The organism is Enterobacter sp. NFIX58 (genome assembly GCF_900110475.1).
GTDB classification, from domain to species: Bacteria; Pseudomonadota; Gammaproteobacteria; order Enterobacterales; family Enterobacteriaceae; genus Enterobacter; species Enterobacter quasiroggenkampii.
In genome coordinates this window covers 1,423,938-1,448,813 of record NZ_FODW01000001.1, presented here as the reverse complement: position 1 = coordinate 1,448,813, position 24,876 = coordinate 1,423,938, and the positions used below count along the sequence as shown (strand labels likewise).

The window sequence follows — 24,876 nt, the reverse complement described above, 5'->3', positions numbered from 1 at the left end:
AATGGTTACATTTGTAGCGCGTAGATGGTTGTTAGCCGCGAGCGTGACGGCAGCCCTGGCCGCTGCCCCCGCGTTCGCTGCCAAAGATGTGGTGGTCGCTGTCGGCTCTAACTTCACCACGCTGGATCCGTATGACGCTAACGACACGCTCTCCCAGGCGGTGGCGAAATCGTTCTACCAGGGCCTGTTTGGCCTGGATAAAGAGATGAAGCTCAAAAACGTGCTGGCGGAGGGGTACACCGTTTCGGATGATGGGCTGGTGTACACCATTAAGCTCAAAACCGGGGTGAAGTTCCAGGACGGCACCGACTTTAATGCGGACGCGGTGAAGGTAAACCTCGATCGCGCCAGCAATCCTGAGAACAGCCTTAAGCGTTATAACCTCTATAAAAACATCGCCAAAACCGAGGTGGTCGACCCGGCGACGGTAAAAATCACCCTGAAAGAGCCGTTCTCTGCGTTTATCAATATTCTGGCGCATCCGGCGACGGCGATGATATCCCCTGCCGCGCTGAAGAAATACGGCAAGGAGATCGGCTTCCACCCGGTCGGTACCGGTCCGTACGAGCTGGTCACCTGGAATCAGACCGATTTTGTGAAGGTGAAGAAATACGCGGGATACTGGCAGAAAGGGCTGCCGAAGCTGGACACCATCACCTGGCGTCCGGTAGTGGATAACAATACCCGTGCGGCGATGCTGCAAACCGGCGAGGCGCAGTTTGCCTTCCCTGTTCCGTATGAGCAGGCCGCCATTCTGGAGAAAAACAGCAAGCTGGAGCTGGTCGCCAGCCCGTCGATCATGCAGCGCTACATCAGCATGAACGTCACGCAAAAGCCGTTCGATAATCCGAAGGTGCGCGAAGCCATTAACTACGCCATTAACCGTCAGGCGCTGGTGAAAGTCGCTTTTGCGGGCTATGCCACCCCGGCCACCGGCGTGCTGCCGCCAGCTATCGCGTATGCGCAAAGCTATCAGCCGTGGCCGTACGATCCGGCTAAAGCACGCGAGCTGCTGAAAGAGGCGGGCTTCCCGAACGGGTTCAGCACCACGCTGTGGTCGTCGCATAATCACAGTACCGCCCAGAAGGTGCTGCAGTTCACCCAGCAGCAGCTGGCGCAGGTGGGTATCAAGGCGCAGGTGACCGCCATGGATGCCGGACAGCGTGCGGCCGAGGTTGAGGGGAAAGGGCAGAAAGAGAGCGGCGTGCGGATGTTCTACACCGGCTGGTCGGCCTCGACCGGTGAAGCCGACTGGGCGCTCTCGCCGCTGTTTGCCTCGCAGAACTGGCCACCAACCCTGTTCAATACCGCGTTCTACAGCAACCCGCAGGTGGACAAAGACCTTTCTGACGCGCTGAAAACCACCAAACCGGAGGAGAAAGCACGCCTCTACAAGGACGCGCAGGACATCATCTGGAAAGAGTCGCCGTGGGTGCCGCTGGTGGTGGAGAAACTGGTGTCAGCCCATAACAAAGCGTTGACCGGGTTCTACATCATGCCGGATACGGGCTTTAGCTTTGACGATGCGGATTTAAAATAACGCCCATGCTGAACTATGTTTGTAAACGCCTGCTGGGGCTTATCCCGACGCTGCTGATTGTGGCGGTGCTGGTGTTTTTGTTTGTCCATATGCTGCCGGGCGATCCGGCGCGTCTGGTTGCCGGGCCTGAAGCGGATGCCACGATCATTGAGCTGGTGCGTAAACAGCTGGGTCTTGACCAGCCTCTGTATAGACAGTTTCTGCACTATATTGGCAACGTTCTGCAGGGTGACTTTGGTATCTCGATGGTCTCGCGTCGACCGGTGTCGGAGGAGATCGCCAGCCGCTTTATGCCCACGTTCTGGTTAACGATAGCCAGCATGAGCTGGGCCGTGGTGTTCGGACTTGGCGCCGGGATTGTGGCGTCCGTCTGGCGTAACCGCTGGCCGGACAAGCTCGGCATGGCGCTGGCGGTGACCGGCATCTCCTTCCCGGCGTTCGCGCTGGGGATGCTGCTGATGCAGATCTTCTCCGTCGAGCTGGGCTGGCTGCCCACCGTCGGGGCCGATACCTGGAAGCATTACATTCTGCCCTCGATGACGCTGGGGGCTGCCGTGTCGGCGGTGATGGCCCGCTTTACCCGCGCCTCGTTCGTTGACGTGCTGAGCGAAGATTATATTCGCACCGCGCGGGCGAAAGGGGTCAGCGAGAAGTGGGTCATCCTCAAGCACGGGTTCCGCAATGCGATGATCCCGGTGGTGACGATGATGGGGCTTCAGTTTGGCTTCCTGCTGGGCGGCTCTATCGTGGTGGAAAAGGTCTTCAACTGGCCGGGGCTGGGACGTCTGCTGGTCGATTCCGTCGAGATGCGCGACTACCCGGTGATCCAGGCGGAAGTGCTGCTTTTCTCGCTGGAGTTTATTCTTATCAACTTAGTGGTGGACGTGCTCTACGCCGCCATTAACCCGGCCATCAGGTATAAGTAAGATGCGATTGTTGAACTGGCGACGTCAGGCCGTTTTAAACGCCATGCCGGGGCTAAAACCGGACCACATCCGCACCCCGTGGTCTGAATTCTGGCGGCGTTTCCGCCGTCAGCCGGTCGCGATGACGGCGGGGCTGTTCGTGCTGCTGCTGATTGTGGTGGCGATCGTGGCGCCGTGGGTGGCGCCGTTTGATGCGGAAAATTATTTTGACTACGACCGCCTGAACGACGGGCCCTCGATGCTCCACTGGTTCGGCGTGGATTCCCTCGGGCGGGATATCTTTAGCCGGGTACTGGTAGGGGCGCAGATCTCGCTCGCCGCCGGGGTGTTCGCGGTGCTGATCGGCGCGGCCATCGGGATCGTGCTGGGGCTGGTTGCCGGGTATTACGAAGGCTGGTGGGACCGCATCATCATGCGCATCTGCGACGTGCTGTTTGCCTTCCCCGGCATTCTACTGGCGATTGCCGTGGTGGCGATCATGGGCAGCGGCATGGCCAACGTCATCATCGCGGTCGCGGTGTTTTCGATTCCGGCCTTTGCCCGCCTGGTGCGCGGCAACACGCTGGTGTTAAAACAGCAGACCTTTATCGAGTCGGCCCGCAGTATGGGGGCCAGCGATGCGACCATCCTCTTCAGCCATATTCTGCCGGGGACGGTGTCGTCCATCGTGGTCTATTTCACCATGCGCATTGGCGTGTCGATTATCTCGGCGGCCAGCCTGTCGTTTCTGGGGTTAGGGGCACAGCCTCCGACGCCGGAGTGGGGCGCGATGCTGAACGAGGCGAGGGCCGATATGGTGATTGCGCCGCACGTGGCGATCTTCCCAAGCCTGGCGATTTTCCTGACCGTGCTGGCGTTTAACCTGTTAGGTGACGGGCTGCGCGACGCGCTGGATCCGAGGATAAAGGGGTAGTGCAGTGAAATGTGCCGGGGGGCGGCTACGCCTTACCCGGCCTACAAAAGCGGAGTGGGGCGATTAAACCCGGCTACCCCACAGGTCATACTCGTCGGCGTTTTCAACCTTCACGCGAATAATATCACCTGGCTTAACGTTGGTTTCGCCATTCAGGTACACCGCACCGTCGATTTCAGGGGCGTCCGCCATGCTGCGGCCAATCGCGCCTTCTTCGTCCACTTCGTCGATGATAACCATGATTTCGCGACCCACTTTCTCCTGCAAACGCTCGGCAGAGATCTGTTGCTGCAACTGCATGAAGCGGTTCCAGCGCTCCTCTTTCACCTCTTCCGGCACCTGGTCCGCCAGCTCGTTGGCGGTTGCGCCTTCCACCGGGCTGTACTTGAAGCAACCGACACGGTCCAGACGCGCTTCTTTCAGGAAGTCGAGCAGCATCTGGAAGTCTTCTTCGGTTTCACCCGGGAAGCCGACGATAAAGGTGGAGCGCAGGGTCAGGTCCGGGCAGATCTCACGCCACTGCTTGATGCGCGCCAGCTGGCGGTCAACGGAGCCAGGGCGCTTCATCAGCTTCAGGATACGCGGGCTCGCGTGCTGCAGTGGGATGTCCAGGTACGGCAGAATCTTGCCTTCCGCCATCAGCGGGATGACGTCGTCAACGTGCGGGTACGGGTAGACGTAGTGCAGACGCGTCCAGATACCGAGTTTGGACAGTTGCTCGCACAGGCCGACCATGCTGGTTTTCACCGGCTCGCCGTTGTGGAAACCGGAGCGGTGCTTCACGTCCACGCCGTAGGCAGAGGTATCCTGGGAGATGACCAGCAGCTCCTTCACGCCCGCGTCGGCCAAGCGCTTAGCTTCTGCCAGCACTTCGCCGATTGGACGGCTCACCAGATCGCCACGCATGGACGGGATGATGCAGAAGGTACAGCGATGGTTACAGCCTTCGGAAATCTTCAGGTACGCGTAGTGGCGCGGCGTCAGCTTCACGCCCTGTTCTGGCACCAGGCTCAGGAACGGGTTATGTTTTGGTTTTGGCACGTAGTGATGAACATGTTGCAGCACCTGCTCGTAGCTGTGCGGGCCGGTGATCTCCAGTACCTTCGGGTGCACTTCGCGGATCTGGTCTTCTTTCGCGCCCAGACAGCCGGTCACGATCACTTTGCCGTTTTCGGTCAGCGCTTCACCGATGGCTTCCAGTGACTCCTGGACCGCGCTGTCGATAAATCCGCAGGTGTTAACAATCACCATATCGGCGTTGTCGTAGCTTGGCACCACGTCATAGCCCTCGGTGCGCAGTTCGGTCAGGATGCGTTCTGAATCCACCAGGTTTTTCGGGCAGCCCAGGGAGACGAAGCCGATTTTCGGCTGGTGCGTAACATTGCTCATAGGTTAAAAATTCATCAATTATGGAGTTATCAGGGCGGGATTTTACAGCGTATCGCGGGGGATTTATACACTCTTTGCAAGGCGGATGCGTCGGGCCGAGGTTGTAACATTGTAAATAATGTTAATCAGTTAATAAAAATTGATCCCAGGCATTAAACTGTACAAAAAATGTACTTATCCTGACTATGCACCATGGCTGACAGAGGAGGAAAGAGCATGACCGTTGACAGACTAAAACGCGATCTGCTGAACAAGCTGATCAACGCCCGAATCGACCTGGCCGCGTACCTGCAGTTGAGGAAGGCAAAAGGGTATATGTCAGTCAGCGAAAGCGAACATCTGCGTGATAACCTGTTTGAACTGTGTAATTTCATGCGTGAAAAAGCACCGACCCTGAAGGCGAACGGCGGCGAAAGTGAAGAGATCGCGCTGCGCCGTGCCGCCGAAGTGCTCTCCATTGCAGGGGTGTGTCTGATGAACGGACGCCACGACTGCCCGAACTTTATCGCCGTAAACGCGGAGAAGCTTGAAAACTGCCTGACAACGCTCTCTCTATGCATCATGTGTCTGAACGAGCACAAACAGCTCGAACAGCACTGATCCCGGGGGAGGCAACTCCCCCTTCAGCTTAAGCTTTTGTAAAAGTGATAACGCGCCCGGACGCAGTGGCTAATCTTTATGCCATATGCCGATAAAGGAGCGCGTTATGCCTCGATCCTCGCTGATTTCCCTGCCTGCGTTATTTATTTCGTTTTCACTTCTTGCTGCGCCAGAGGCGGTGAAGGTCGAGGTGCTGCAAAACAGACTCGATCACCCCTGGTCCCTGGCGTTCCTGCCGGACAATGACGGGCTGCTGGTGACCCTGAAGGGGGGGCAGCTCAAACGCTGGCAGGCCGGAAAAGGACTCTCCGATCCGATTGTCGGCGTACCGAAGGTCTGGGCAAACGGTCAGGGAGGATTGCTGGATGTGGTATTGGCGCCAGATTTTGAGAAGTCGCGCCGCGTCTGGCTGAGCTACGCCGAGGCCGGGCATGACGGCAAAGCCGGAACGGCGGTGGGCTATGGCCGCCTGAGCGACGACTATTCCCGCATCGAGGGATTCCAGGTGGCGTTCCGCCAGATGCCGAAACTCTCAACCGGTAACCATTTTGGCGGGCGGCTGGTGTTCGACGGCAAAGGCTCTCTCTTTATTGGACTCGGCGAGAACAATCAGCGTCCGACGGCGCAGGATCTGGATAAATTGCAGGGCAAAGTGGTGCGCCTCACCGAAGACGGGAAGGTCCCGTCGGATAACCCCTTCGTGAATACCCCCGGTGCGCGACCCGAAATCTGGTCTTACGGCATTCGCAACCCGCAGGGGATGGCGATGAACCCCTGGAGCGACACGCTGTGGCTGAACGAGCATGGCCCGCGCGGCGGGGATGAGATCAACATTCCGGAGAAAGGTAAGAACTACGGCTGGCCGCTGGCCACGCACGGCATTAACTACAGCGGCCTGAAAATCCCGGAAGCCAAAGGCGAGCATGTTGAGGGCACCGAGAAGCCGCTGTTCGTCTGGAAAGTCTCACCCGCGGTGAGCGGCATGGCGTTTTACAACAGTGACGTCTTCCCGCAGTGGAAAAATAAGCTGTTTATCGGCGCGCTGAAGGAGAAGGACGTGATCGTGCTGAGCGTGGAGGGAAACAAGGTGACGGAGGACGGGCGCATTCTGGGCGACCGGGACCAGCGTATTCGCGACGTGCGGGTGGGGCCGGATGGGTATCTGTATGTCCTGACCGACGAGACGGACGGGCAACTGTTGAAAGTCAGCCCGTCCGGCGCGTAATCAGGTGACCGGGATCATCACGACGTTACGGTAAGCCGGGCGATCGCTCAGCTGTTTAAGCCAGCGCTCAAGGTGAGGGCGTGGCGTCCACTTCAGACCCATATTGGTCAGGTTCCAGACGAAGGGTGCCACGGCGATATCGCCTGTGCCGAACGCCTCGCCGGAGAACCAGGCGTGCTTCGCCAGCTCGTCATCCATCATCGCAAACAGATTTTCGCAGGCATCCTGCGCGGCGTGAATCGCGGGATAGTCGCGTTCAGCTTCCGGAGTGCGGATAAGCCCCATCAGGATCACGCGGTGGGTCGGGGACAGCGTCTGGTTTGCCCAGTCCATCCACTTTTCGCCCTGGGCGCGCCGGGCCGGGTTTTCAACCCACAGGCGTCCCTGACCGTACTGGGCGGCGAGGTAACGGACAATGGTGTTGGACTCCCAAAGCGTCGCGTCTGTTTCATCATCGCGTAGCAGCGGCACCAGGCCGTTCGGGTTCATGGCCAGATAGTCGGCCTCTTTGTTCACGCCGAACGCCATGCCAGCCATGATTTGATTGAACGGTAAATCCAGCTCTTCCAGCGTCCAGAGCACTTTCTTAACGTTGGTCGAATTATTCCTGCCCCACAGCGTAATCATATTTACTCCCGATGAGATGTGAATCCGAGTCAGCCTTTCGCCATGGTGAGATAAACCTAACAATTACGCAACAGAAGACAAAAAAATCGTCTTAATCAAAGCGTATCTGAATGTTATTGCATAAACTTTAATAACTTTACCCTCGTTGGGTTTCTTTAACGGTTTTAGTGCGCTATTACTCATCGCTTCTTGCGACACGGTGATGTGACGTAATTTTTGAATGGACACTCGGGTGGCATTTATGACGCGTAAAATGACTTCTCTGCGCAGCCTGGCGGCAGGCTCTGCGCTTCTTTTCCTGTTTGCACCAACGCTCTACGCAGCTGAACAGGCTGCGCCCGAAGCGCCGCCAGTGGATGCGCGCGCCTGGATCCTGATGGACTACGCCAGCGGTAAAGTGCTGGCGGAAGGGAATGCGGATGAGAAACTCGATCCGGCAAGCCTGACCAAAATCATGACCAGCTATGTGGTGGGCCAGGCGCTGAAAGCGGGCAAGATCAAACTGGACGATATGGTGACCATCGGGAAGGACGCGTGGGCGACCGGCAACCCGGCGCTGCGGGGTTCTTCCGTGATGTTCCTGAAGCCAGGGGATCAGGTTTCCGTTTCCGATCTGAATAAAGGGGTGATTATTCAGTCGGGAAATGATGCGTGCATCGCGCTGGCCGATTACGTTGCCGGCAGCCAGGATTCTTTCATTGGTTTGATGAATGGCTACGCGCAAAAGCTGGGCCTGACCAATACGACCTTTAAAACGGTTCACGGTCTGGATGCGCCGGGACAGTTTAGTACCGCGCGCGACATGGCGCTGCTGGGGAAAGCGCTGATCCACGACGTGCCGGATGAATACGCCATCCACAAAGAGAAAGAGTTTACCTTCAACAAAATTCGCCAGCCGAACCGCAACCGCCTGCTGTGGAGCAGCAACGTCAATGTGGACGGGATGAAAACCGGCACCACGGCGGGGGCGGGCTACAACCTGGTGGCTTCCGCGACGCAGGGCGATATGCGCCTGATTTCAGTGGTGCTGGGCACCAAAACCGACCGCATTCGCTTTAACGAATCCGAAAAACTGCTGACCTGGGGCTTCCGCTTCTATGAAACCGTGACGCCGATTAAACCGGATGCCACGTTCGTCAGCCAGCGCGTCTGGTTTGGTGACAAGAGCGAAGTGAACCTGGGCGCAGGTGAGGCGGGCTCGGTGACCATTCCGCGCGGCCAGCTGAAAAACCTGAAGGCTAGCTACACCCTGACTGACCCGCAGCTTACGGCTCCGCTGAAAAAGGGCCAGGTGGTCGGGACGATTGATTTCCAGCTTAACGGTAAGTCGATTGAACAGCGTCCGCTGATTGTGATGGAAGCGGTGGAAGAGGGCGGCTTCTTCAGCCGGATGTGGGATTTCGTGATGATGAAATTCCACGGGTGGTTTGGCAGCTGGTTTAGCTAAGTTTTTTTTGCCGGGTGGCGGCTTCGCCTTACCCGGCCTACGTTCGAGCCGTTGTAGGCCGGGTAAGGCGAAGCCGCCACCCGGCATAACCTCAATACATCAACTTCACCTGCTGTGCCTTCGCGTGGGCCACAATCTCGTCGTCCGGGCGGCAATCGCTGACAATGGCATCGAACTGCGCCAGCTCGCCCATTCTTGCCGAACGTACCTTACCAAACTTGCTGTGATCGACCACCAGCACATGATACTGCGCGGCGCTTAACGCCCAGTGCTTTACCGGCAGCTCTTCCAGATTAAAGCAGGTTGCGCCCTGGCGCACATTAACGCCGGCGGCGGAATAAAACGCGATATCCGGGCAGAGATTACTGAGCGTGTCCTGCAGGTTGAGCGGCTTAAAGATCGCGTTGCTGGCGTGAAACTCACCGCCGCAGAGGATCACCCGGCACTCGGGTTTCTCCTGAAGCGCCAGAAAGGTGTTCAGGGAGTAGCACACGGCAGTGAAAGGGATGCTGCTGTCGATGGCTTCGATAATCCACGGCGTGGTGGTACCGCAGTCAAAAAACAGCGTCTGGTGCGGCTGTACCAGTGAGGCCGCAAGCCGCGCGGCTTTGCGTTTCTCTTCCACCAGGCGCGTCTTCTGGTCGCTGATCAGATAATGGCTGGCGCTGCGTGGCTCAAGCACAATGTATCCGCCCAGCAGCACGACGGGCGCGCGCTCGCTGTTCAGATCCCGACGAATGGTCATCTCTGAGACGCCGAGGAGGTTGGCGGCTTCCTTAAGATGCAGCTTATCGCTGCGCTTCAGCGCCTGAAGCAGCTGAGCAATGCGGTCATCGCGACGTGTTTCCATAGTTCCTCGGGATAAAAAAGTGAACCCCCGCAGGGCGGGGGTTCAAGTGTAACCTGTCAGGTCGGGGTTAGTCACGTATCCAGCCTTTGCGGATCGGGATAGCGAAAATGGCGCGATAGAGGGTAGAGAGCCCGCTATAGAGCGCCTCACCGATAAGGCTCCACAGGATAGCCGCGCTCACGCAGCCAATCAGCCCCACCAGGAAGCCGCCCACCATATCCAGCGGCCAGTGGACGCCCAGATAAACGCGAGACCAGGCGATGGCCACCGCGACCACCATCAGCACCGCACCTGACCACAGGCGATGCCAGAACAGGAAGGCCAGCGCAAAGGTGAAGATCACCGTCCCGTGATCGCTCGGGAAAGAGTCATCCGGCGCATGGTGCAGGAAGGTATAGCCCACGTGATCGACAAACGGACGATCGTGCGGGAATGCGTGGCCCAGAATGTAGCTCACCAGAACGCTCACGCCCAGCGCCATCGCCACTTTGATCACCAGCTGGCGCTGTGCTTTCACCTGGCTACGAGGTCCCCACAGCCAGAGGATGGCGGCCAGCGCGGGCACGATGCTGATCAGATCTTTTGCCAGAAAGGTGGCAAAGTCGATCATCCACTCGGGCGAGGCCGGGGTGGCATTGATCAGATAGAACAGCTGATAATTCAGATTCTCTAGCATAGCGTTATCACTCTTTAGCAAACCGGGTGGAAACAAGGCCGTAGACCACCACCTGAGAAAACCAGACCCACCACCCAGCCCACAGGTTGTGAGAGAAAAAATGTGCCCCGCGCATGATCTGGCCATAACCCATCACCAGACCTAACACCACGCCCAGCGCAACGAAGCTCCAGGCGAGACGCGGACGCTCGCGCCAGAAGGCAAAAAACAGCCCCATCACCATAAAGCCGCTGGAGGCATGACCGCCGGGGAAACAGCGCCCCGGACCGCTGTCTGCAGGGACGGCGCTGAACAGGGGATAAGAGACAGCCTTACCGCCATATTCCACCAGGTCCCACGGGCAGCTGTGATGGCTCATGCTTTTCAGCAGGCCCACCACCAGCGCGCCAACGCCCATCAGCAGCGCCGCCGTCACCAGCCTTGCGTTACGCTTGTAAGCGCCGTAAAACAGCGCCACGGCGCCTAAGGCGATGGCGATGTACTTCGCCAGACGATGGTTGAGCAGATCCAGCAGGTGGTCTTTCTGCAGCGGGAAGCTCTGCGTCGCCGCGTCATACCAGAAGCCGGTTACCCATCTGTCGAGCGCTTCATTGCGCGATAGCCACGTAAACACCACGGCAAGGGCTATCAGTATGAAAAGCTGATAACCATAAAAGCGGGCCGGTAAGCGGTAAAGGCGTTTTGTCTTATTTGTCTGTAACTTAGACAATTCTGAACGACTGGAGGTGAGTGCCATAATTTGGGGTCGTTGACGAGTAATGGGGCTATCATAAATCTGTCAAATTAAGGAAACCTTAAACGAAGACGATATGTGCTTTATTTCTGTTTATCCTCGATAAATCACTATCTCGGGCTGCGGCATTTCATTACACTCGTCGCGATTTTGTCATTATAAAGAGATTGCATGTTAAACCGTTCTTCTTCAGGTTCACGTCTGGGTCGTCAGGCGTTGCTTTTCCCTCTGTGTCTGGTGCTCTACGAATTTTCTACCTATATCGGCAACGATATGATCCAGCCCGGGATGCTGGCCGTGGTGGCGCAGTACAACGCCGGCATCGAGTGGGTACCGACCTCCATGACCGCCTATCTGGCCGGCGGCATGTTTTTGCAGTGGCTGTTAGGCCCGCTGTCGGATCGTATTGGCCGTCGTCCGGTGATGCTGACGGGCGTGGTGTGGTTTATCGTCACCTGCCTTGCCACGCTGCTGGCGCAAAACATTGAACAATTTACCCTGCTGCGTTTCCTGCAGGGGGTGAGCCTGTGCTTTATCGGCGCCGTGGGGTATGCCGCCATTCAGGAGTCGTTTGAAGAGGCGGTGTGTATCAAAATTACCGCGCTGATGGCGAACGTGGCGCTGATCGCTCCCTTGCTCGGGCCGCTGGTAGGCGCCGCATGGGTGCATATGGCACCGTGGGAAGGGATGTTTGTGCTCTTTGCGGTTCTCGCCGCCATCGCGTTCTTTGGTCTGCACCGGGCAATGCCGGAAACCGCCACCCGCATCGGCGAGAAACTCTCGCTGAAAGAGCTGGGGCGGGATTACAAAGAAGTGCTGAAGAATGGCCGCTTTGTGGCGGGCGCGCTGGCGACCGGGTTCGTTAGCCTGCCGCTGCTGGCGTGGATTGCTCAGTCACCGGTCATTATCATCAGCGGTGAAAAGCTCAGCAGCTACGAGTATGGCCTGTTGCAGGTGCCGATTTTTGGCGCGCTGATTATCGGTAACCTGGTGCTGGCGCGTCTGACGTCACGCCGCACCGTGCGTTCACTGATTATCATGGGCGGCTGGCCGATTGCAGCTGGGCTGATTCTGGCGGCGGTGGCGACCGTTGCGTCATCACACGCTTATCTGTGGATGACGGCAGGACTCAGCATTTACGCCTTCGGGATTGGCGTGGCGAACGCCGGGCTGGTGCGCCTGACGCTGTTTGCCAGCGAGATGAGTAAAGGCACGGTCTCCGCGGCGATGGGGATGCTGCAGATGCTGATTTTTACCGTCGGTATCGAGGTGAGCAAGCATGCCTACGCGATGGGAGGCAACGGGCTGTTCAGTCTGTTTAACCTCGCCAACGGCGCGCTGTGGGTTGGCCTGATGGTGGTGTTCCTGAAAGACAAGCGCGTCGGAAACGCCCTGCAACCTTAACTGTTTATTCCCTCTCCCGGTGGGAGAGGGTTAGGGTGAGGGCACCAGACCGCACTGTGTTAGTTAAACGGTGCCTCCCCATCCAGCACCTTATCAATCACATCCAGCACGCCTTCCTCGTTATTGTGAGGCGCTTCAAAACGCGCCGCCGCTTTGATATGCGGTCTGGCATTCGCCATCGCAAAGCTGAACCCTGACTGGCGCAGCATCTCCACGTCGTTGCCGCTGTCGCCGAAGGCCACCACGTCGCTGTTCTCTATCCCCCAGCGCTGCTGCAGGATCCGCAGGCCGTTGGCCTTATGAACGCCGGGGATAATCAGGTCGATACTGCCGTGACCGGTGGTGACGGGCACCATGATGTCGCTGAGTTTTTCATGCAGCAGCGCCTGAATACGCGGAATTTCAGCATCGGATACGTTAAGCCCGAACTTGAAGAAAATATCGTTCAGGTTGCCGAAATCGCTGACCATTTCCAAACGGTGATAGTACTTTGCCGCGATGGCCTTAAAGCCCTCGTCATAGCACTTGAGCGTGTAGGCGCTGCTCTTCCCGCAGGCGATGATCTCGATGCCCGGCACGTCGTTTAACACGTTCGCGACGGTCTCGAAATGGGCTTTCGACAGTTCACCGTTGAAGACGTCTTCACCCTCACTCACGACCCAGCCGCCGTTTTCGGCGACGAATGAAATTTCATGCGCAATCTCCGGGAAAAAGGAGATCAGCTGGTAGTACTGGTTGCCGCTGGCGACCACGAAGCGAATGCCTTGCGCCTTCATGCGCGCGTACTGCGCCAGAAAGCGCGGGCGATTGTAGGTCTTGGCATCACTCAGGAATGTGCCATCCATGTCGACGGCGATCAGTTTAACGCTCATATCCCTTCTCCAGTGTCGTGTGTTTCGTTTCCGGCTTTGCCACCGCGCGCGCCACCAGCGCCGCGACGATCACCAACCCTAATACCACCAGCATGGCGCTGCGCAGCCCGTAGTGCTCCCCGAGGAAGCCGAGCAGCGGCGGCCCGACCAGGAAAGCGAGATAGCCGGTTGTCGCCACCACGCTGACGCGCGTCGGGGCATCCGGGCCGGTGTCGCTGGCGGCAGAAATGGTCAGCGGGAAGCCGAGGGACGCGCCCAGTCCCCAGAGGATCACCGAGACGCCGGCAATCCAGCCCACATCCACAAAGATGATCATCGCGATACCCAGCCCGCCGAGCAGGGCGCTGGCGCGCACCACCGCCACGCGGCTGTAGCGGTCGATAAACCAGCCGCCAGTGAAGCGCCCGACGGTCATCCCCAGCGTAAACCCGGCGTAGATCAGCGAGCCGGAGGTCGGGCTAAAGCCGTGACCGTCCACCATCAGCAGCGGCAGCCAGTCGTTGGCGGACCCTTCCGCGAACGCCATCGCCAGCACCACCACGCCAATCAGCATCAGCTGATAATCACGGTAGAAGGGCAGTCCTTTTTCGGCCGAATGCTGTTCATCTGAGGCGTTCTTGCCGGTGCCGTCCGGGATCGCCCGGATGCCGGTCAGAATCGGAATAATGCACACCACCGCCGCCAGCAGGATATGCAGATTCGCGGTCATGCCGAAGGCCGTCAGAGCCATCCCCACGCCCGCCCCGGCCAGCGTGCCGAGGCTGTAAAAGCCGTGCATCATCGGCAGCACGGTTTTGTTCATCTCGCGCTCGACCGCCGCCCCTTCAACGTTTATCGCCACTTCCGCCGAGCCGAAGCTGCCGCCAAACACCGTCAACCCCAGCGCAAACAGCACCGGTGAGGCAAACCACAGCGCCACGCTCAGCACCATCATCCCGAACACCGCGAAGCACATGGTGGTGCGGATCACCGCCCGCGTACCGAAGCGCTTCACCAGCCAGGCGGAGCAGAGGATGCCGCTCATGGAGCCTATCGACAGGCCGAACAGCACGATGCCCATTTCCGCGGTAGAAACGGACAAAATGTCGCGAATGGCGGGGGTGCGCGTGGCCCAGGAGGCCATCAGCAGACCGGGAATAAAGAAGAACATAAACAGCGCCCACATGCGGAGCTGCAGGGCTTTACGGGGAGAGGTCAGCGTCATTGGGGTAGCACCAGAAGTACAACAATAGCGACAACACTAGCAAGTTTGTGTACATTTGTACACAAACCAGGTGAGGAATTGATGAGCAGACCACCCAACGATCCGCATCGCCGGGAGAAAATCCTGCAGGCGACGCTCGACACCATTGCTGAACACGGTATTCACGCCGTCACGCATCGTAAAATCGCCACCTGCGCGGGTGTGCCGCTGGGGTCGATGACCTACTATTTCGACGGTATGGAGCCGCTGCTGGAGGAGGCCTTCACATGGTTTACCCGCCAGATGTCGCAGCAGTACCGGGATTTCTTTGCGGGCGTCACCGGGCCGGAAATGGCGTGCGAATCCATCACTACCCTGATCCACAGCTCGCAGGTGACCACGCCGCACAACATGGCGCTGATGTATCAGCTTTACGCCTTTATGCACCGCAGCGCGGCGCTCAAAACGGTGATGCAGGACTGGATGAAGATGAGCCAGACCACGCTGGAGCAGTGGTTCGACCCGGTCACCACCCGCGCGCTGGATGCGTTTATCGAAGGGATGACGCTGCACTACGTCACTGACCGGACGCCCTTAACCCGCGAAGAGATCCGGGCCATGGTGGGCAGGATTGCGGGCGAGAGCTAGGTTGCACCGGCGGTCATATTGACTGTGGTTCCCGTGATGGCGCTGGCCGCATCTGAAGCCAAAAACGCAATCGTGTCTGCTACCTGCGCCAGCGTCGGCAGGCGATGCGTCAGGGTGCTTTGCGCGGCGCCATCGAGAAACTGCCCGACCGTAATACCCATCGCCTGCGCCTTGGCGGCGAAAATGGCGCCCACATACGAACCCGCCTGCACCGCGTCGGCTATTGCGTGCGAGCGAAGACACAGCACACGAATATTTTGAGTCCCCAGCTCAGCCGCAAGCGCCCGGGTAAAGGCTTCCGTTCCCGCGCAGCCGACGATATGTCCGAGGTGGCCCGCCATCGTCATGTTTGCGGCGGGGGCGACGACGGTAATTATGGTCCCGCCATGCTCGCCGCCCATGCGAGATGACACGGCTTTCGCAATGTTAAAGTACGCGGCCAGGAAAGGGTCGAAGCCCTGACGGAATTCGCCGAGCGTTAATGCCTCAAGACGTTTGCCCTGATCGTGCATAAAGCCCGTGGCGTTGACGACGATATCAATACGGGCAAGGTCGGGGAGCAGCGAGGACTCCTCGAGCGCATCGAAAACAAACGTGCTGGCAGAACCGCCCGCGGCGCGAATGCTGCTGGCGGCCTGCTCCAGCCCGGCGTGGGTGCGTGCGGCGAGATACACCTCCGCGCCTTCACGCGCAAGAGCGTGTGCCGCAGCGCTGCCGATGGCGCCGCTGCCGCCGAAGATGACGGCGGTTTTGTTTTTAAGACCCATGCCTGCATACCCTCACCAGACTTAACCCTCAACAGTATGTGCCGGGTTCCGGCGGATGCAACTCAGCCGTTGGGCGGGGTATGCGGTTGGCAGATCTTACCGTGCCATTATCAATGGGTTACTTTGGCGAGATTTTTTTCCCGCTGGCGTCTACGACGGCTTCGCCATCCTCTTTTGTAAATGCCCCTTTCTGCGCATCCGGCAGAATATCTAGGACGACTTCAGACGGGCGGCACAGGCGGGTGCCCAGCGGCGTGACCACGATCGGACGGTTAATCAGAATCGGGTATTGCAACATAAACTCGATTAGCTGGTCGTCGGTGAAGCTATCTTCGGCAAGGCCGAGCTGCTCATAGGGCTCCACGTTTTTACGCAGCAGATCCCGCACCGAAATGCCCATATCGGCAATCAGGGTGGTCAGCGTATCGCGCGACGGTGGGGTTTCCAGATAGAGGATAATCTCTGGCTCCGTGCCGCTGTTGCGGATCATCTCCAGCGTGTTGCGCGAGGTGCCGCAGGCGGGGTTGTGGTAAATGGTGATGTGGCTCATATCAGTGGCTCATTACAGTGTGAAGGAGAGACGTAGCGCCAGCGCGGCGAGCGTCACAAACAGGACCGGCAGCGTCATGATGATGCCCGTCCGGAAATAGTAACCCCAGGTGATCGTCATGTTTTTCTGCGCCAGCACGTGGAGCCAGAGCAGGGTGGCAAGGCTGCCGATAGGCGTGATTTTCGGGCCCAGATCGCAGCCAATCACGTTGGCGTAAATCATCGCCTCCTTAATCAATCCCGTTGCTGTGCTGCCCTCAATGGCGAGCGCGCCAATCAGCACCGTGGGCATATTGTTCATTATGGATGACAGGAACGCGGTGATGAACCCGGTACCCAGCGTGGTGGCCCATAATCCGTGCCCGGCCAGGCTATTTAACACGCCTGAGAGATACTCCGTTAGCCCGGCATTGCGCAGGCCATACACCACCAGATACATCCCCAGTGAGAAGATCACGATCTGCCACGGTGCGCCGCGCAGCACTTTTCCGGTATTTATCGCATGTCCGCGTTTTGCAACGGCAAACAAAACCAGCGCGCCCGCAGTCGCAATGGCGCTGACCGGAATACCCAGAGGCTCCAGCACAAAGAAACCGACGAGAAGAAGGAGCAGCACGATCCAGCCGGTTCTGAACGTCGGAAGATCGTTTATCGCGCGTGCAGGCTCACGCAGTTTCGCCAGGTCATATTCCGGCGGAATTTCCTTGCGGAAGAACAGATGGAGCATGACCAGCGTTGCGGCAATCGCAGCGATATCAACGGGAATCATCACCGAAGCGTATTCGCTGAACCCCAGCGTGAAGAAGTCTGCCGAGACGATGTTGACCAGGTTCGACACAATCAGCGGCAGGCTGGCGGTATCGGCGATAAAACCAGCCGCCATCACAAACGCCAGCGTGGCCTGCTTGCTGAACCCCAGCGCCAGCAGCATGGCGATGACGATAGGTGTCAGGATCAACGCTGCACCGTCATTGGCAAACAGCGCCGCGACGGCCGCACCCAGCAGTACGATATAAGTAAACAGCAAACGCCCCCGACCGTTTCCCCAGCGGGCGACATGCAGCGCCGCCCACTCGAAAAAGCCGGACTCATCCAGCAGCAGGCTGATGATAATAACGGCGATAAACGTCGCCGTGGCATTCCAGACGATATTCCACACCACCGGAATATCGTTAAGGTGGATCACGCCGCTGGCCAGCGCCAGCCCGGCGCCAATCGTCGCGCTCCAGCCGATACTGAGCCCTTTGGGCTGCCAGATGACCAGTACCAGCGTAAACAGAAAAATTGCCCCTGCCAGAAACATCTTCTACTCCGTTATATCTGTTTTTGTGAATGTGTTTAACACAACCCTGGAAGGCTGTTCTTTAGCCTGGCACGCGTTTCTTCCCGCAGGCAGTTCCAGCTGTTATCGATAATGACGGCTGCCCACGCAGGCATGTTCGGAGACAAACGGTAATAGACCCACTTTCCCTCACGACGGTTGATAACCAGCCCGGACTCACGAAGTAAGGCCATATGGCGCGAGACTTTCGGCTGTGACTCCGTGGTTGCGGAGCAGAGATCGCAGACGCACAGCTCGCCGGCTTCACGCAGAAGCATGACGATGGAGAGCCGCGTTTCGTCGGAGAGGGTTTTGAAAAGCTGGAGCGGGTGGAGCATGGTCGAACCCTGTGGATAGTTGATACATATTTGTTTAATCATATATGTTTGAGGCGGGGGAGGGAAGAGGGGGATGATGGAGCAGAGAATTTCAGACAACAAAAAACCCATTTATGTAAACGGGTTAGCAAAAACAATGACTTGTAAAATAATCAACAAGTTAGGTTATTGGTAAGGAGTGGCGATTACGGGGCAATGCCAACCGCTGCCGCCACTTTGTCGCCACTTGGCATTTGTTACTTAGTCATTGCTTTCGGTGAAGTTTATAATGGCTTTCCTACTACAGGGCTACTGGAATGAGCCATGAAACTCTTTATTGCCTCAATACTGATGCTATTTTCCCCCCGCAAAGGGTTTGAGTGGTTCGTCAGGAAATTTTTCCCAAATGATTACATTGTCCCTAGCTTCATCGAATCCTCATGTCACTTAAGGAAAAAACTACGTGCTGCTGCAACGTATAATTTCTTCTTTTTCTCAGCTGCAATGATTGTCATCTGGTATTTTTGGCGGTTCGAATTTTCATGGGTTAATGCTATTAAAGCAGTTTCTTCATACATAGCATTGACAGTCACCGTGGGGCGGGGGGGCTGGAGCCTACAAACGTGGGATGGTAATACCCTCTCTGAGAGAATTGATCAAAGAATTTACAAGATGGCTCAATACATAAATGTAGCGATTTTACTGGTGACAATTTACTACCCAACTAAATAATTTATGTTGCCATTGTAGCCAACGGATTAAAGCGTGGAGCTGTTTCAAGGTGGTCAGGAGCCAGGTGAGCATAGCGCATCGTCATTTTTATGTCGTGATGGCCCAGGATTTTTTGCAGCGCAAGGATGTTCCCGCCGGACATCATGAAATGTGCGGCGAACGTGTGACGCAGAACGTGGGTAAGTTGCCCGCGCGGAAGCACAATGGAGGTTTTATCCATCACTGACAAGAACTGGAAGTAGCAATCCGTAAAGAACTTGAAGCCGTCCAGGGCAATGATTTCCTCATACAGCTCTTTGCTGATCGGAATACTGCGGTTCTTTTTGCCTTTGGTCCTGACAAACGTGATTCGTTACTTTGTGACCTGGGAGCGGGTAAGGTTCACCGCTTCGCGCCAGCGCGCTCCGGTACTCAAGCAGATTTTAACGACCAAAGCGAGTAGGGTGCTTTGGCGTTGACAGTCGTATAGTAGTTCTGTGATCTGCTCATGCGTTAGCCAGGCCATTTCTTTTTCGGCAATCGTGAACTTGCGCATGTTCTCCAGCGGATTAGGTGCTGTCCATTCACCAGGTCGGGTTAGCTCGCTAAATACTCCGCTCAGATAGCTTTGCTCCAGATTGATGGTTACCGGGCTGGCTCCGTTCTTCCACTTCTCGCTATAGTAGATTTCACCCGTCAGACGTTTATCACGGTAATGCGCGAATAATTTGGAACTGAGATCTATAGCTAGCGGGTTTCCGAGTGCATTGACCATCAGGATGAGCTTGTCGTAAACATGCTCGCCAGCTGTCAGGGATTTGCCATGCAGTTTGAACCAAAGATCAATTATATCTTTTAAAGTACGACTGTCTATCGATTCGCCCAGCCAAGGCTTAGCCTCTGCTTCATTCATTGTGTGACGCTCAAAGGCCAAAGCTTCACCTTTAGTGGCGAATTGTTTACGCACACGCCGTCCGCTACGCCCTGTAGGATAACATTCACAAATCCATTTTCCGGTGTTTGCTTTTCGTACTGTCATATTCAACACCCTCCATTTTGAGGGTATTTTTACTGTATATAACCAGTGTTAATGTTTGATATTTAGCGTTCTAAACACACGAGTTCGCTGGATCACTTATCATCATTTGCAGCTGGTTTTTTATCTAAAACGGAACCTAATATGTTAAATAAACTCGGAGGTTGCTGGGTTTTATCTGAAAAAGCAGAGTTCGCTGACATATTCCAATCTTTGAAAACATCAATCGCATCCTGCTTTGTAGCTGTGGAACCGTAGATTTGAAGGAATACTTCGCCAAACATTAATGCATGTTGACGATCTTTACGTATTATAGCTTCATGCGTATATTTTTTGGAGTTGTTAAGGCAAAAATAAGAAAGCCATGAGAGTAAAGCCACACCAAGTAATCCGCGCGTGTAATAATATAAAAGCTCAGTAAGTGTGGTGTCTTTAATTTCTATCTTAAAGAAAAATGTCATAAAGGCGGCAATAATTGCTGCTAGTGCAAATATTACTCCTGCTATAGCCCAGTTATAAGACATTTCAGTGAAATCTTTATCATCTTGTTGAAGTTTTTCTTTAACTCCTTGGACATACTCAGGAACTTTTTCATCTATTTTCTTTTGTTGGAATTTACTAAGTAGTTCTTGGTTTTGTTCAAATAGATCACGGTTTTTATTATGTTGATTCTTGAGTTGGAGCGATATTTTTTCTTTGCTATCTAAAGTGGATCTTAATTCTAATTCTAATTTAGCAATCTGCTCATATAACTTATCAGAAGTAGCTACAGATTCCGCTACTTTCCTTTCGAGGTCTTTGATTAATGAATATGATGACTCTACTTCTGGGTATCTTACAACATTTCCGTGAGGTCCGGGAATATTACTAAAGTATTCTCTGCTAGAGCTGGAAATATCGTATGAATTTATTACCTGATCAAATTGAGAGTAGTTTCGCGAGTTTAAAAGATTAAGTAATACTTCATAGGTATCTGAAGAAATAAAATTCCTCGCACGCTCCAGTCTATATCTTCTTGAATTGAAGTCGTTATGTTCAGTTGAATCACTCATTAATTTAGTTCCTTATAGATATTCCATCAAGGAAAATTTGCACTTAGCGATAGCTTTGATATCTTGAATGTTACATTCAAAGAAAGAATTTTTATCGGAAACTTTAACTCTAGCAATAGGTATTCTGGTTATTGTACGGATATTTATTTTTCCTTCAACTAAAATTAACCATTGGCCATCTGTAATTTCATCAAATTTTTGCTCGCATAAGAACATTTTTTCTGAGTCTCTTACAATTAACGGTGGTTGAATTGTATCAGGGAGCAAAGCTTTATCTAGTAGGTAGCAAATTAGAATCGAACAATTTTCCATCTACAATTTTTTACGAGAAATTGTAACAATATCATTTTTTATATCGTCAAATACGGGGCCATTTCCGGTCGTTAGCCAAGCTAATGAAGTACCAGTTTCAAGAGCACATCTAATTATCCAGTCTGAAGGAAATGTGTCATGAAGATATCTATTAGCCAAAGTGCTTTTAGATACCTTTTAATGATCTGCTAGTGCCTACCTTGTTGTGAAACCGTATGCCTCAACAAGACGCTCAATCGCCTCACGGCCACCCGTCTCAAAATTCAATGAGTTCCCATTTGGGTACTTTGATGTTGACATATCTCTTATGCGATCCTGGTATGCACCTTGTTCCCAATTGGGAACTTATCACAGTTCAAGGTAGTTAAACAAGAAGTCATGCATCATGACACCTTACATTTCAATCTCATTAACCGTACCTTCAATCTCTATAGAAAAATACAGTGAACTCACAGGGTTATCTATAGATACCATTCATGACATGTTGACAGGTGGTCGTTTGATTCGTAATCGTCTCCGCAAAGACAAAAAGCGCGAAAAGGTAATGATCAATATCGCAGCCATGACAGTGGATGCGCTCTCCAGCTGCAACTTAAACATCATTTAGTTCAATTTTGAAATCTAAAAGAGAAGGTTGCTATGTTTGATTATCAAACCTCTAAACATGCTCACTTTGATGCAGCTTGCAGAGCGTTTGCGCTGACGCACAATCTTGAAGATGTGGCAGCTGCCGTTGGTATGCGTCCGCAGATCCTCCGTAATAAGTTGAACCCGGTTCAACAGCACCGCCTGACCTGTGACGAGCTGCTGGCTATCACCGATTACACGGAAGATGCCCGTTTGCTGGATGGAATGCTGGGGCAGATTAACTGCTTGCCCTCCGTTCCGGTCAATAACGCCACTGAAGCGGAGCAGCAGGACACGCTGAAGAAAGGGATTGAAAACCTTATCCGCTGTGCGTTCAGGGAAAACGCGGATTATGACGTGAAAAAAACGTGGCCATATTACTCTGCTGTACCGCTACCGGTTCCTATAGCGGGTAATGATTCGGGGATGTTCCAGTTTCCGCCAGAAGGGACGCTGGTAGAGATCGCTTTCACTGGCGGACGTCCGGATAAGCCGTTTGTGCGACAGACCGTGCCGGACGGAACTAGCCTCCCGGATATCCAGCCAGGCGAACAGCTGCAACAGCAGCGTGCGGAAGTGTCGCAGCGCGTCACCCAGGCGGGTGACTGGGTGAGGCAGACAGACCAGACGACCAGTGAAACTTCTATGGCACGGGTGGTTAAGGCCGATACAGAACAGCGGGAGCTGGTCAGCCGCGAAACCACGGTTAAGGCCACGGATAAAATTACCGTGCTGGGCACGTCCACACTACTGGCCGGAGCCATTCAGCAGGTGTGATTACAGCTAGGCAGTAAATAACCGCGTGGCGAGTATCGGCGGCAATGATGAAACGGACATAGCCGGGAGCCAGACAGTCACAACGGGTAAAGACCTGATCGAGAAAATTGGCCAGATACGTAAAAGCGTGGCGGCCGTACAACAGCAGATTATTGCCCCGGTAGTGTGGATTGGCTCCGGCACAATCAACGTGGCGCAGCTGATGCTCGACACACTCGAAGTGGTGAAAGAGCTGGCAGAGCAAACGGCAAGCCACACGCACAGCAATACGGGAGCACCGACCAACGCGGGAGCCATACGGAACACCGGAACGAAAGCGGACACGCTGAACGGCAAATATTCCCCGGTGATTAGCAAGTAAACCTGTCCAGAACATAACCCGCGAAAGCGGGTTTTTTTATGCCCTTCATCCCCTGGCGGGGATATCTCTTTTCTTACCTCACAGGCGGCTATCGCTACGCGCTGCCAGCGGCGCTCTGCCGCGTTCAGCCTTTTAAGCCACTCAGAGCCACCCTTAAAACAGATCATGTGTACAGCAGGGCGCTGGCGCGTCACAGCATGGCAAAAAAAATCTTTCGCAGACCAAAATTGCACTACACCGCACCCGCCTGCGGTTTTTAGATCATAAAAATTTTTCAGTTTTATTTTTCTTCAAACCAGACCGCTTGGCCGCACCAGTGCTGGCGGTTAAGCAGAAATCCAAAACTGAAAAGGTTGAAAAGAATTTCAGTGTTTTTCATTTTTGAAGATATAACAAATTTCTTGCTTCTTTGGTAACTTATTGATAATTAAGACTAAGAGTGGATTTAAGTGTGTTTGAAGCAAGAGCCGTATTTATTTGCCTCTTAGATGGATATGTTTGTATGTCAGTCAGGACAAGCCAGACAGCATATTGAGAAGATTTATGCACTGAAAAAAGTGACAATTAGGAACTTTTAAAAAATCACTGTTACCCTAAAAAGGAATGTCTAAATCTGGAATGTTTTCACGAACCTTTATAGAAAATAATCGCTCACTTCTGAAAGGTTTGAGGTGTAGCTCGGAAAACTTTTTTTCATATCTTTCTTTGAATCTTAAAGAGTAAAGCGTCTCGGTAAACTCACTTACTTCAAAACATTTTTCAATGTCGCTCATATAAAATGAAAAGTTGAACTCATCTAATTCTGCCTTGATTTTTACATCGGACATGGCATTAATAATGGATATAGCTGTTTCTGCGTCAAAGCTATGAAAATGATCCGTGTTGAAATTTACTTCCTCGTTCCATCTATCATCAGCATATAACCTGATTGTTTGATTAAGTTGATATACCTTCTCCTCATCACTGATGTAAGTTAACGCTTCAATCCACCCTGATTTTTCAAGGAATTTTACATCTTCATGTTCGCTATGAAAGCTAAGGGAAGGGAATGTGATTAAGCTTCTAATAATATTAATCTTATCAATACTGAGATGGAAGTAAGCAGTTTTAAAATTTGAAAATATTACTTCGTCACGTATATTCTTTTCCTTAATAGCTTTTAATTCACTTTGGGATTTTTTATTTTTAGAAATGAGGTGTTCATAGATTGTTAATACAATCAAATCAACTATGCTGAAAACAACAATTCCTAATGAAACACCTATTACAAGTGAAATTAATAAAATATAAGTTTCATAGTTTTGTGCTATCGGTTTTATTGCAGGCGTTAGCCATAAATGTAGAAGCGGTAATATTATACATAAGGATAGGACTCCACCACATATCATAAATAATGTTGTGCAGGCTCTTCTAGGAGTGTACAAGGTAGAAACAAAATTGATAAATTGATCTATATAGTTCACTGGAATTCTCAATTTGTCAGATTGTGTGTTTTGCGGAATCACTGTTCATATCTTCCGGTTCTTGCTGGTCAATTACCCGAATGGCATCAGCAGCTTGAATCAACTTTAGAGCATCATCAACACTTACACCTTGTAAGTCTATGATTTTTCTATCGGCTGCGACTTCAATTCTTATTTTGGATTTTGACTGCAACAAGTTCAGTACCTTAAGAAGGTATGGCGCAAACTTCTGCCCACGTTCAACTAAAATGCTCAGATATTCACGTATGCCTGGATTGGAGGAGAAACATTGTACTCTTTTGGCGTCAATGCCGACAATACTGCATTCTTCTACAAAAGTCTGCTTCAACTCCTCAGGAATGTATACAGCAATTGAAAAATACTGGGATTGATTTTTTGATGACATGATACAGGCCTAAGGAACGGGAAGTAGAGCGCTGTCGCCACTTTGCCGCCACAGTCGCAATTGTTAGTTCCTAACTGATTGATTAGAAGGGGTTATAATAGCAGGCAACAAAAAACCCATCAACCTTGAACCAAAACGGCGGGG

At 53.8% G+C, this 24,876-nt stretch carries 25 protein-coding genes and 4 pseudogenes; 12 read left to right on the top strand and 17 right to left on the bottom strand.

The annotated features are described in order from the left end of the window. The first annotated feature begins 1 nt into the window (after window position 1). From gsiB to gsiD, 3 genes are read left to right on the top strand one after another with little or no spacing between them, the layout of a single operon-like run. A complete protein-coding gene (gene gsiB, locus BMW97_RS07150; RefSeq protein ID WP_045909404.1) occupies window positions 2–1,540 on the top strand; it encodes a glutathione ABC transporter substrate-binding protein GsiB in 1,539 nt (512 codons plus the stop codon). 5 nt (window positions 1,541–1,545) lie between these two features. Next, window positions 1,546–2,466 (top strand): glutathione ABC transporter permease GsiC, encoded by a 921-nt coding sequence (gsiC, locus tag BMW97_RS07145; protein ID WP_045909403.1) that lies wholly within the window; start codon window positions 1,546–1,548, stop codon window positions 2,464–2,466. Between the two features lies 1 nt (window position 2,467). After that, the gene (gene gsiD / locus BMW97_RS07140; RefSeq protein WP_021240948.1) at window positions 2,468–3,379 is read left to right on the top strand and encodes a glutathione ABC transporter permease GsiD; all 912 of its coding nucleotides are present in this window, start codon (window positions 2,468–2,470) and stop codon (window positions 3,377–3,379) included. Window positions 3,380–3,442: 63 nt separating this feature from the next. Here gsiD and rimO read toward each other — a convergent pair whose 3' ends face one another. After that, window positions 3,443–4,768 carry a 30S ribosomal protein S12 methylthiotransferase RimO gene (gene rimO / locus BMW97_RS07135; RefSeq protein ID WP_008501203.1) on the bottom strand — a complete coding sequence of 442 codons (1,326 nt, stop codon included), beginning with the start codon at window positions 4,766–4,768 and terminating at the stop codon, window positions 3,443–3,445. A gap of 216 nt (window positions 4,769–4,984) precedes the next feature. On the opposite strand from rimO, the gene bssR reads away from it, so the two are divergent. Next, complete coding sequence (gene bssR, locus BMW97_RS07130; RefSeq protein ID WP_024908680.1) at window positions 4,985–5,368, top strand: biofilm formation regulator BssR; 384 nt, start codon at window positions 4,985–4,987, stop codon at window positions 5,366–5,368. Window positions 5,369–5,474: 106 nt separating this feature from the next. Then, window positions 5,475–6,593: a PQQ-dependent sugar dehydrogenase gene (locus BMW97_RS07125; RefSeq protein WP_045909402.1), complete on the top strand. Its 1,119-nt coding sequence runs from the start codon at window positions 5,475–5,477 to the stop codon at window positions 6,591–6,593. On the opposite strand, the gene BMW97_RS07120 is transcribed toward BMW97_RS07125, so the two are convergent. After that, the gene (locus BMW97_RS07120) at window positions 6,594–7,220 is read right to left on the bottom strand and encodes a glutathione S-transferase family protein (RefSeq protein ID WP_023326978.1); all 627 of its coding nucleotides are present in this window, start codon (window positions 7,218–7,220) and stop codon (window positions 6,594–6,596) included. It lies immediately after the preceding gene. A gap of 241 nt (window positions 7,221–7,461) precedes the next feature. On the opposite strand from BMW97_RS07120, the gene dacC reads away from it, so the two are divergent. After that, window positions 7,462–8,667 carry a serine-type D-Ala-D-Ala carboxypeptidase gene (gene dacC, locus BMW97_RS07115; protein WP_008501207.1) on the top strand — a complete coding sequence of 402 codons (1,206 nt, stop codon included), beginning with the start codon at window positions 7,462–7,464 and terminating at the stop codon, window positions 8,665–8,667. Window positions 8,668–8,758: 91 nt separating this feature from the next. Here dacC and deoR read toward each other — a convergent pair whose 3' ends face one another. From deoR to BMW97_RS07100, 3 genes are all read right to left on the bottom strand, one after another. Continuing rightward, window positions 8,759–9,517: a DNA-binding transcriptional repressor DeoR gene (gene deoR / locus BMW97_RS07110; RefSeq protein ID WP_045908452.1), complete on the bottom strand. Its 759-nt coding sequence runs from the start codon at window positions 9,515–9,517 to the stop codon at window positions 8,759–8,761. 67 nt (window positions 9,518–9,584) lie between these two features. Continuing rightward, window positions 9,585–10,193: an undecaprenyl-diphosphate phosphatase gene (gene ybjG, locus BMW97_RS07105; protein WP_045908451.1), complete on the bottom strand. Its 609-nt coding sequence runs from the start codon at window positions 10,191–10,193 to the stop codon at window positions 9,585–9,587. A 7-nt stretch (window positions 10,194–10,200) separates the two neighbouring features. Then, complete coding sequence (locus BMW97_RS07100) at window positions 10,201–10,929, bottom strand: phosphatase PAP2 family protein (protein WP_045908450.1); 729 nt, start codon at window positions 10,927–10,929, stop codon at window positions 10,201–10,203. A 168-nt stretch (window positions 10,930–11,097) separates the two neighbouring features. Between BMW97_RS07100 and BMW97_RS07095 the strand changes: the two genes are divergently transcribed. Further along, window positions 11,098–12,330: an MFS transporter gene (locus BMW97_RS07095; RefSeq protein ID WP_045908449.1), complete on the top strand. Its 1,233-nt coding sequence runs from the start codon at window positions 11,098–11,100 to the stop codon at window positions 12,328–12,330. 59 nt (window positions 12,331–12,389) lie between these two features. On the opposite strand, the gene BMW97_RS07090 is transcribed toward BMW97_RS07095, so the two are convergent. Beyond that, window positions 12,390–13,202, bottom strand: coding sequence for a Cof-type HAD-IIB family hydrolase (locus BMW97_RS07090; protein WP_045908448.1), 813 nt, complete (start codon window positions 13,200–13,202; stop codon window positions 12,390–12,392). Next, entirely contained in the window at window positions 13,192–14,406 is a 1,215-nt protein-coding gene (locus tag BMW97_RS07085; RefSeq protein ID WP_045908447.1) for an MFS transporter, read from the bottom strand. Before BMW97_RS07085 ends, BMW97_RS07090 begins: the two co-directional genes overlap by 11 nt. Window positions 14,407–14,487: 81 nt before the next feature. On the opposite strand from BMW97_RS07085, the gene BMW97_RS07080 reads away from it, so the two are divergent. Next, window positions 14,488–15,033 carry a TetR/AcrR family transcriptional regulator gene (locus BMW97_RS07080; RefSeq protein WP_045908446.1) on the top strand — a complete coding sequence of 182 codons (546 nt, stop codon included), beginning with the start codon at window positions 14,488–14,490 and terminating at the stop codon, window positions 15,031–15,033. Here the strand turns inward: BMW97_RS07080 and BMW97_RS07075 are convergent. The 4 genes from BMW97_RS07075 to BMW97_RS07060 form a co-directional block, all read right to left on the bottom strand. After that, window positions 15,030–15,800, bottom strand: coding sequence for an SDR family NAD(P)-dependent oxidoreductase (locus tag BMW97_RS07075; protein WP_045908445.1), 771 nt, complete (start codon window positions 15,798–15,800; stop codon window positions 15,030–15,032). The genes BMW97_RS07080 and BMW97_RS07075 overlap by 4 nt on opposite strands. A gap of 118 nt (window positions 15,801–15,918) precedes the next feature. Continuing rightward, on the bottom strand, window positions 15,919–16,350 hold the full coding sequence (gene arsC / locus BMW97_RS07070) for a glutaredoxin-dependent arsenate reductase (RefSeq protein WP_045908444.1): 432 nt from the start codon (window positions 16,348–16,350) through the stop codon (window positions 15,919–15,921). Between the two features lie 12 nt (window positions 16,351–16,362). Further along, window positions 16,363–17,652: an arsenic transporter gene (locus BMW97_RS07065; protein WP_045908443.1), complete on the bottom strand. Its 1,290-nt coding sequence runs from the start codon at window positions 17,650–17,652 to the stop codon at window positions 16,363–16,365. A 35-nt stretch (window positions 17,653–17,687) separates the two neighbouring features. Then, on the bottom strand, window positions 17,688–18,008 hold the full coding sequence (locus BMW97_RS07060) for a metalloregulator ArsR/SmtB family transcription factor (protein WP_045908442.1): 321 nt from the start codon (window positions 18,006–18,008) through the stop codon (window positions 17,688–17,690). A gap of 303 nt (window positions 18,009–18,311) precedes the next feature. On the opposite strand from BMW97_RS07060, the gene BMW97_RS07055 reads away from it, so the two are divergent. Continuing rightward, the gene (locus tag BMW97_RS07055) at window positions 18,312–18,719 is read left to right on the top strand and encodes a hypothetical protein (protein ID WP_045908441.1); all 408 of its coding nucleotides are present in this window, start codon (window positions 18,312–18,314) and stop codon (window positions 18,717–18,719) included. 1 nt (window position 18,720) lies between these two features. Here the strand turns inward: BMW97_RS07055 and BMW97_RS07050 are convergent. From BMW97_RS07050 to BMW97_RS24290, 4 genes and pseudogenes are all read right to left on the bottom strand, one after another. Continuing rightward, window positions 18,721–19,737, bottom strand: a pseudogene (locus BMW97_RS07050) (tyrosine-type recombinase/integrase). A 92-nt stretch (window positions 19,738–19,829) separates the two neighbouring features. Next, window positions 19,830–20,786 carry a hypothetical protein gene (locus BMW97_RS07045; protein ID WP_090392615.1) on the bottom strand — a complete coding sequence of 319 codons (957 nt, stop codon included), beginning with the start codon at window positions 20,784–20,786 and terminating at the stop codon, window positions 19,830–19,832. Window positions 20,787–20,798: 12 nt separating this feature from the next. Next, window positions 20,799–21,098 carry a S24/S26 family peptidase gene (locus BMW97_RS24295; protein ID WP_248060135.1) on the bottom strand — a complete coding sequence of 100 codons (300 nt, stop codon included), beginning with the start codon at window positions 21,096–21,098 and terminating at the stop codon, window positions 20,799–20,801. Beyond that, window positions 21,099–21,260: pseudogene (locus tag BMW97_RS24290) on the bottom strand (helix-turn-helix domain-containing protein); the annotation flags it as partial. A gap of 223 nt (window positions 21,261–21,483) precedes the next feature. Between BMW97_RS24290 and BMW97_RS07035 the strand changes: the two are divergent. The 3 genes and pseudogenes from BMW97_RS07035 to BMW97_RS24285 form a co-directional block, all read left to right on the top strand. Beyond that, a complete protein-coding gene (locus BMW97_RS07035; RefSeq protein WP_045908440.1) occupies window positions 21,484–21,705 on the top strand; it encodes a hypothetical protein in 222 nt (73 codons plus the stop codon). Window positions 21,706–21,737: 32 nt separating this feature from the next. Next, window positions 21,738–22,019, top strand: a pseudogene (locus BMW97_RS07030) (phage regulatory CII family protein); the annotation flags it as partial. Window positions 22,020–22,103: 84 nt separating this feature from the next. Next, window positions 22,104–22,863 (top strand): annotated as a pseudogene (locus BMW97_RS24285) (hypothetical protein); the annotation flags it as partial. Window positions 22,864–23,456: 593 nt separating this feature from the next. Here BMW97_RS24285 and BMW97_RS07020 read toward each other — a convergent pair. Together BMW97_RS07020 and BMW97_RS07015 are read right to left on the bottom strand one after the other, a co-directional pair. Then, the gene (locus BMW97_RS07020; RefSeq protein WP_139177189.1) at window positions 23,457–24,326 is read right to left on the bottom strand and encodes a hypothetical protein; all 870 of its coding nucleotides are present in this window, start codon (window positions 24,324–24,326) and stop codon (window positions 23,457–23,459) included. A 16-nt stretch (window positions 24,327–24,342) separates the two neighbouring features. After that, complete coding sequence (locus BMW97_RS07015) at window positions 24,343–24,732, bottom strand: hypothetical protein (RefSeq protein WP_032657859.1); 390 nt, start codon at window positions 24,730–24,732, stop codon at window positions 24,343–24,345. Between the last annotated feature and the right edge of the window lie 144 nt (window positions 24,733–24,876).

Excerpts from the sequence above, each read along its gene's own strand:
- BMW97_RS07015 (WP_032657859.1), bottom strand. The coding sequence starts at position 24,732 with ATGTCATCAAAAAATCAATCCCAGTATTTTTCAATTGCTGTATACATT.
- BMW97_RS07055 (WP_045908441.1), top strand. The coding sequence starts at position 18,312 with ATGAAACTCTTTATTGCCTCAATACTGATGCTATTTTCCCCCCGCAAA.
- BMW97_RS07100 (WP_045908450.1), bottom strand. The coding sequence starts at position 10,929 with ATGGCACTCACCTCCAGTCGTTCAGAATTGTCTAAGTTACAGACAAAT.
- gsiC (WP_045909403.1), top strand. The coding sequence starts at position 1,546 with ATGCTGAACTATGTTTGTAAACGCCTGCTGGGGCTTATCCCGACGCTG.
- BMW97_RS24295 (WP_248060135.1), bottom strand. The coding sequence starts at position 21,098 with ATGGAAAATTGTTCGATTCTAATTTGCTACCTACTAGATAAAGCTTTG.
- BMW97_RS07095 (WP_045908449.1), top strand. The coding sequence starts at position 11,098 with ATGTTAAACCGTTCTTCTTCAGGTTCACGTCTGGGTCGTCAGGCGTTG.
- BMW97_RS07090 (WP_045908448.1), bottom strand. The coding sequence starts at position 13,202 with ATGAGCGTTAAACTGATCGCCGTCGACATGGATGGCACATTCCTGAGT.
- ybjG (WP_045908451.1), bottom strand. The coding sequence starts at position 10,193 with ATGCTAGAGAATCTGAATTATCAGCTGTTCTATCTGATCAATGCCACC.
- BMW97_RS07035 (WP_045908440.1), top strand. The coding sequence starts at position 21,484 with ATGACACCTTACATTTCAATCTCATTAACCGTACCTTCAATCTCTATA.
- deoR (WP_045908452.1), bottom strand. The coding sequence starts at position 9,517 with ATGGAAACACGTCGCGATGACCGCATTGCTCAGCTGCTTCAGGCGCTG.
- BMW97_RS07045 (WP_090392615.1), bottom strand. The coding sequence starts at position 20,786 with ATGAGTGATTCAACTGAACATAACGACTTCAATTCAAGAAGATATAGA.
- BMW97_RS07125 (WP_045909402.1), top strand. The coding sequence starts at position 5,475 with ATGCCTCGATCCTCGCTGATTTCCCTGCCTGCGTTATTTATTTCGTTT.
- BMW97_RS07060 (WP_045908442.1), bottom strand. The coding sequence starts at position 18,008 with ATGCTCCACCCGCTCCAGCTTTTCAAAACCCTCTCCGACGAAACGCGG.
- dacC (WP_008501207.1), top strand. The coding sequence starts at position 7,462 with ATGACGCGTAAAATGACTTCTCTGCGCAGCCTGGCGGCAGGCTCTGCG.
- gsiD (WP_021240948.1), top strand. The coding sequence starts at position 2,468 with ATGCGATTGTTGAACTGGCGACGTCAGGCCGTTTTAAACGCCATGCCG.
- BMW97_RS07120 (WP_023326978.1), bottom strand. The coding sequence starts at position 7,220 with ATGATTACGCTGTGGGGCAGGAATAATTCGACCAACGTTAAGAAAGTG.
- bssR (WP_024908680.1), top strand. The coding sequence starts at position 4,985 with ATGACCGTTGACAGACTAAAACGCGATCTGCTGAACAAGCTGATCAAC.
- arsC (WP_045908444.1), bottom strand. The coding sequence starts at position 16,350 with ATGAGCCACATCACCATTTACCACAACCCCGCCTGCGGCACCTCGCGC.
- BMW97_RS07065 (WP_045908443.1), bottom strand. The coding sequence starts at position 17,652 with ATGTTTCTGGCAGGGGCAATTTTTCTGTTTACGCTGGTACTGGTCATC.
- BMW97_RS07085 (WP_045908447.1), bottom strand. The coding sequence starts at position 14,406 with ATGACGCTGACCTCTCCCCGTAAAGCCCTGCAGCTCCGCATGTGGGCG.
- gsiB (WP_045909404.1), top strand. The coding sequence starts at position 2 with ATGGTTACATTTGTAGCGCGTAGATGGTTGTTAGCCGCGAGCGTGACG.
- BMW97_RS07075 (WP_045908445.1), bottom strand. The coding sequence starts at position 15,800 with ATGGGTCTTAAAAACAAAACCGCCGTCATCTTCGGCGGCAGCGGCGCC.
- BMW97_RS07080 (WP_045908446.1), top strand. The coding sequence starts at position 14,488 with ATGAGCAGACCACCCAACGATCCGCATCGCCGGGAGAAAATCCTGCAG.
- rimO (WP_008501203.1), bottom strand. The coding sequence starts at position 4,768 with ATGAGCAATGTTACGCACCAGCCGAAAATCGGCTTCGTCTCCCTGGGC.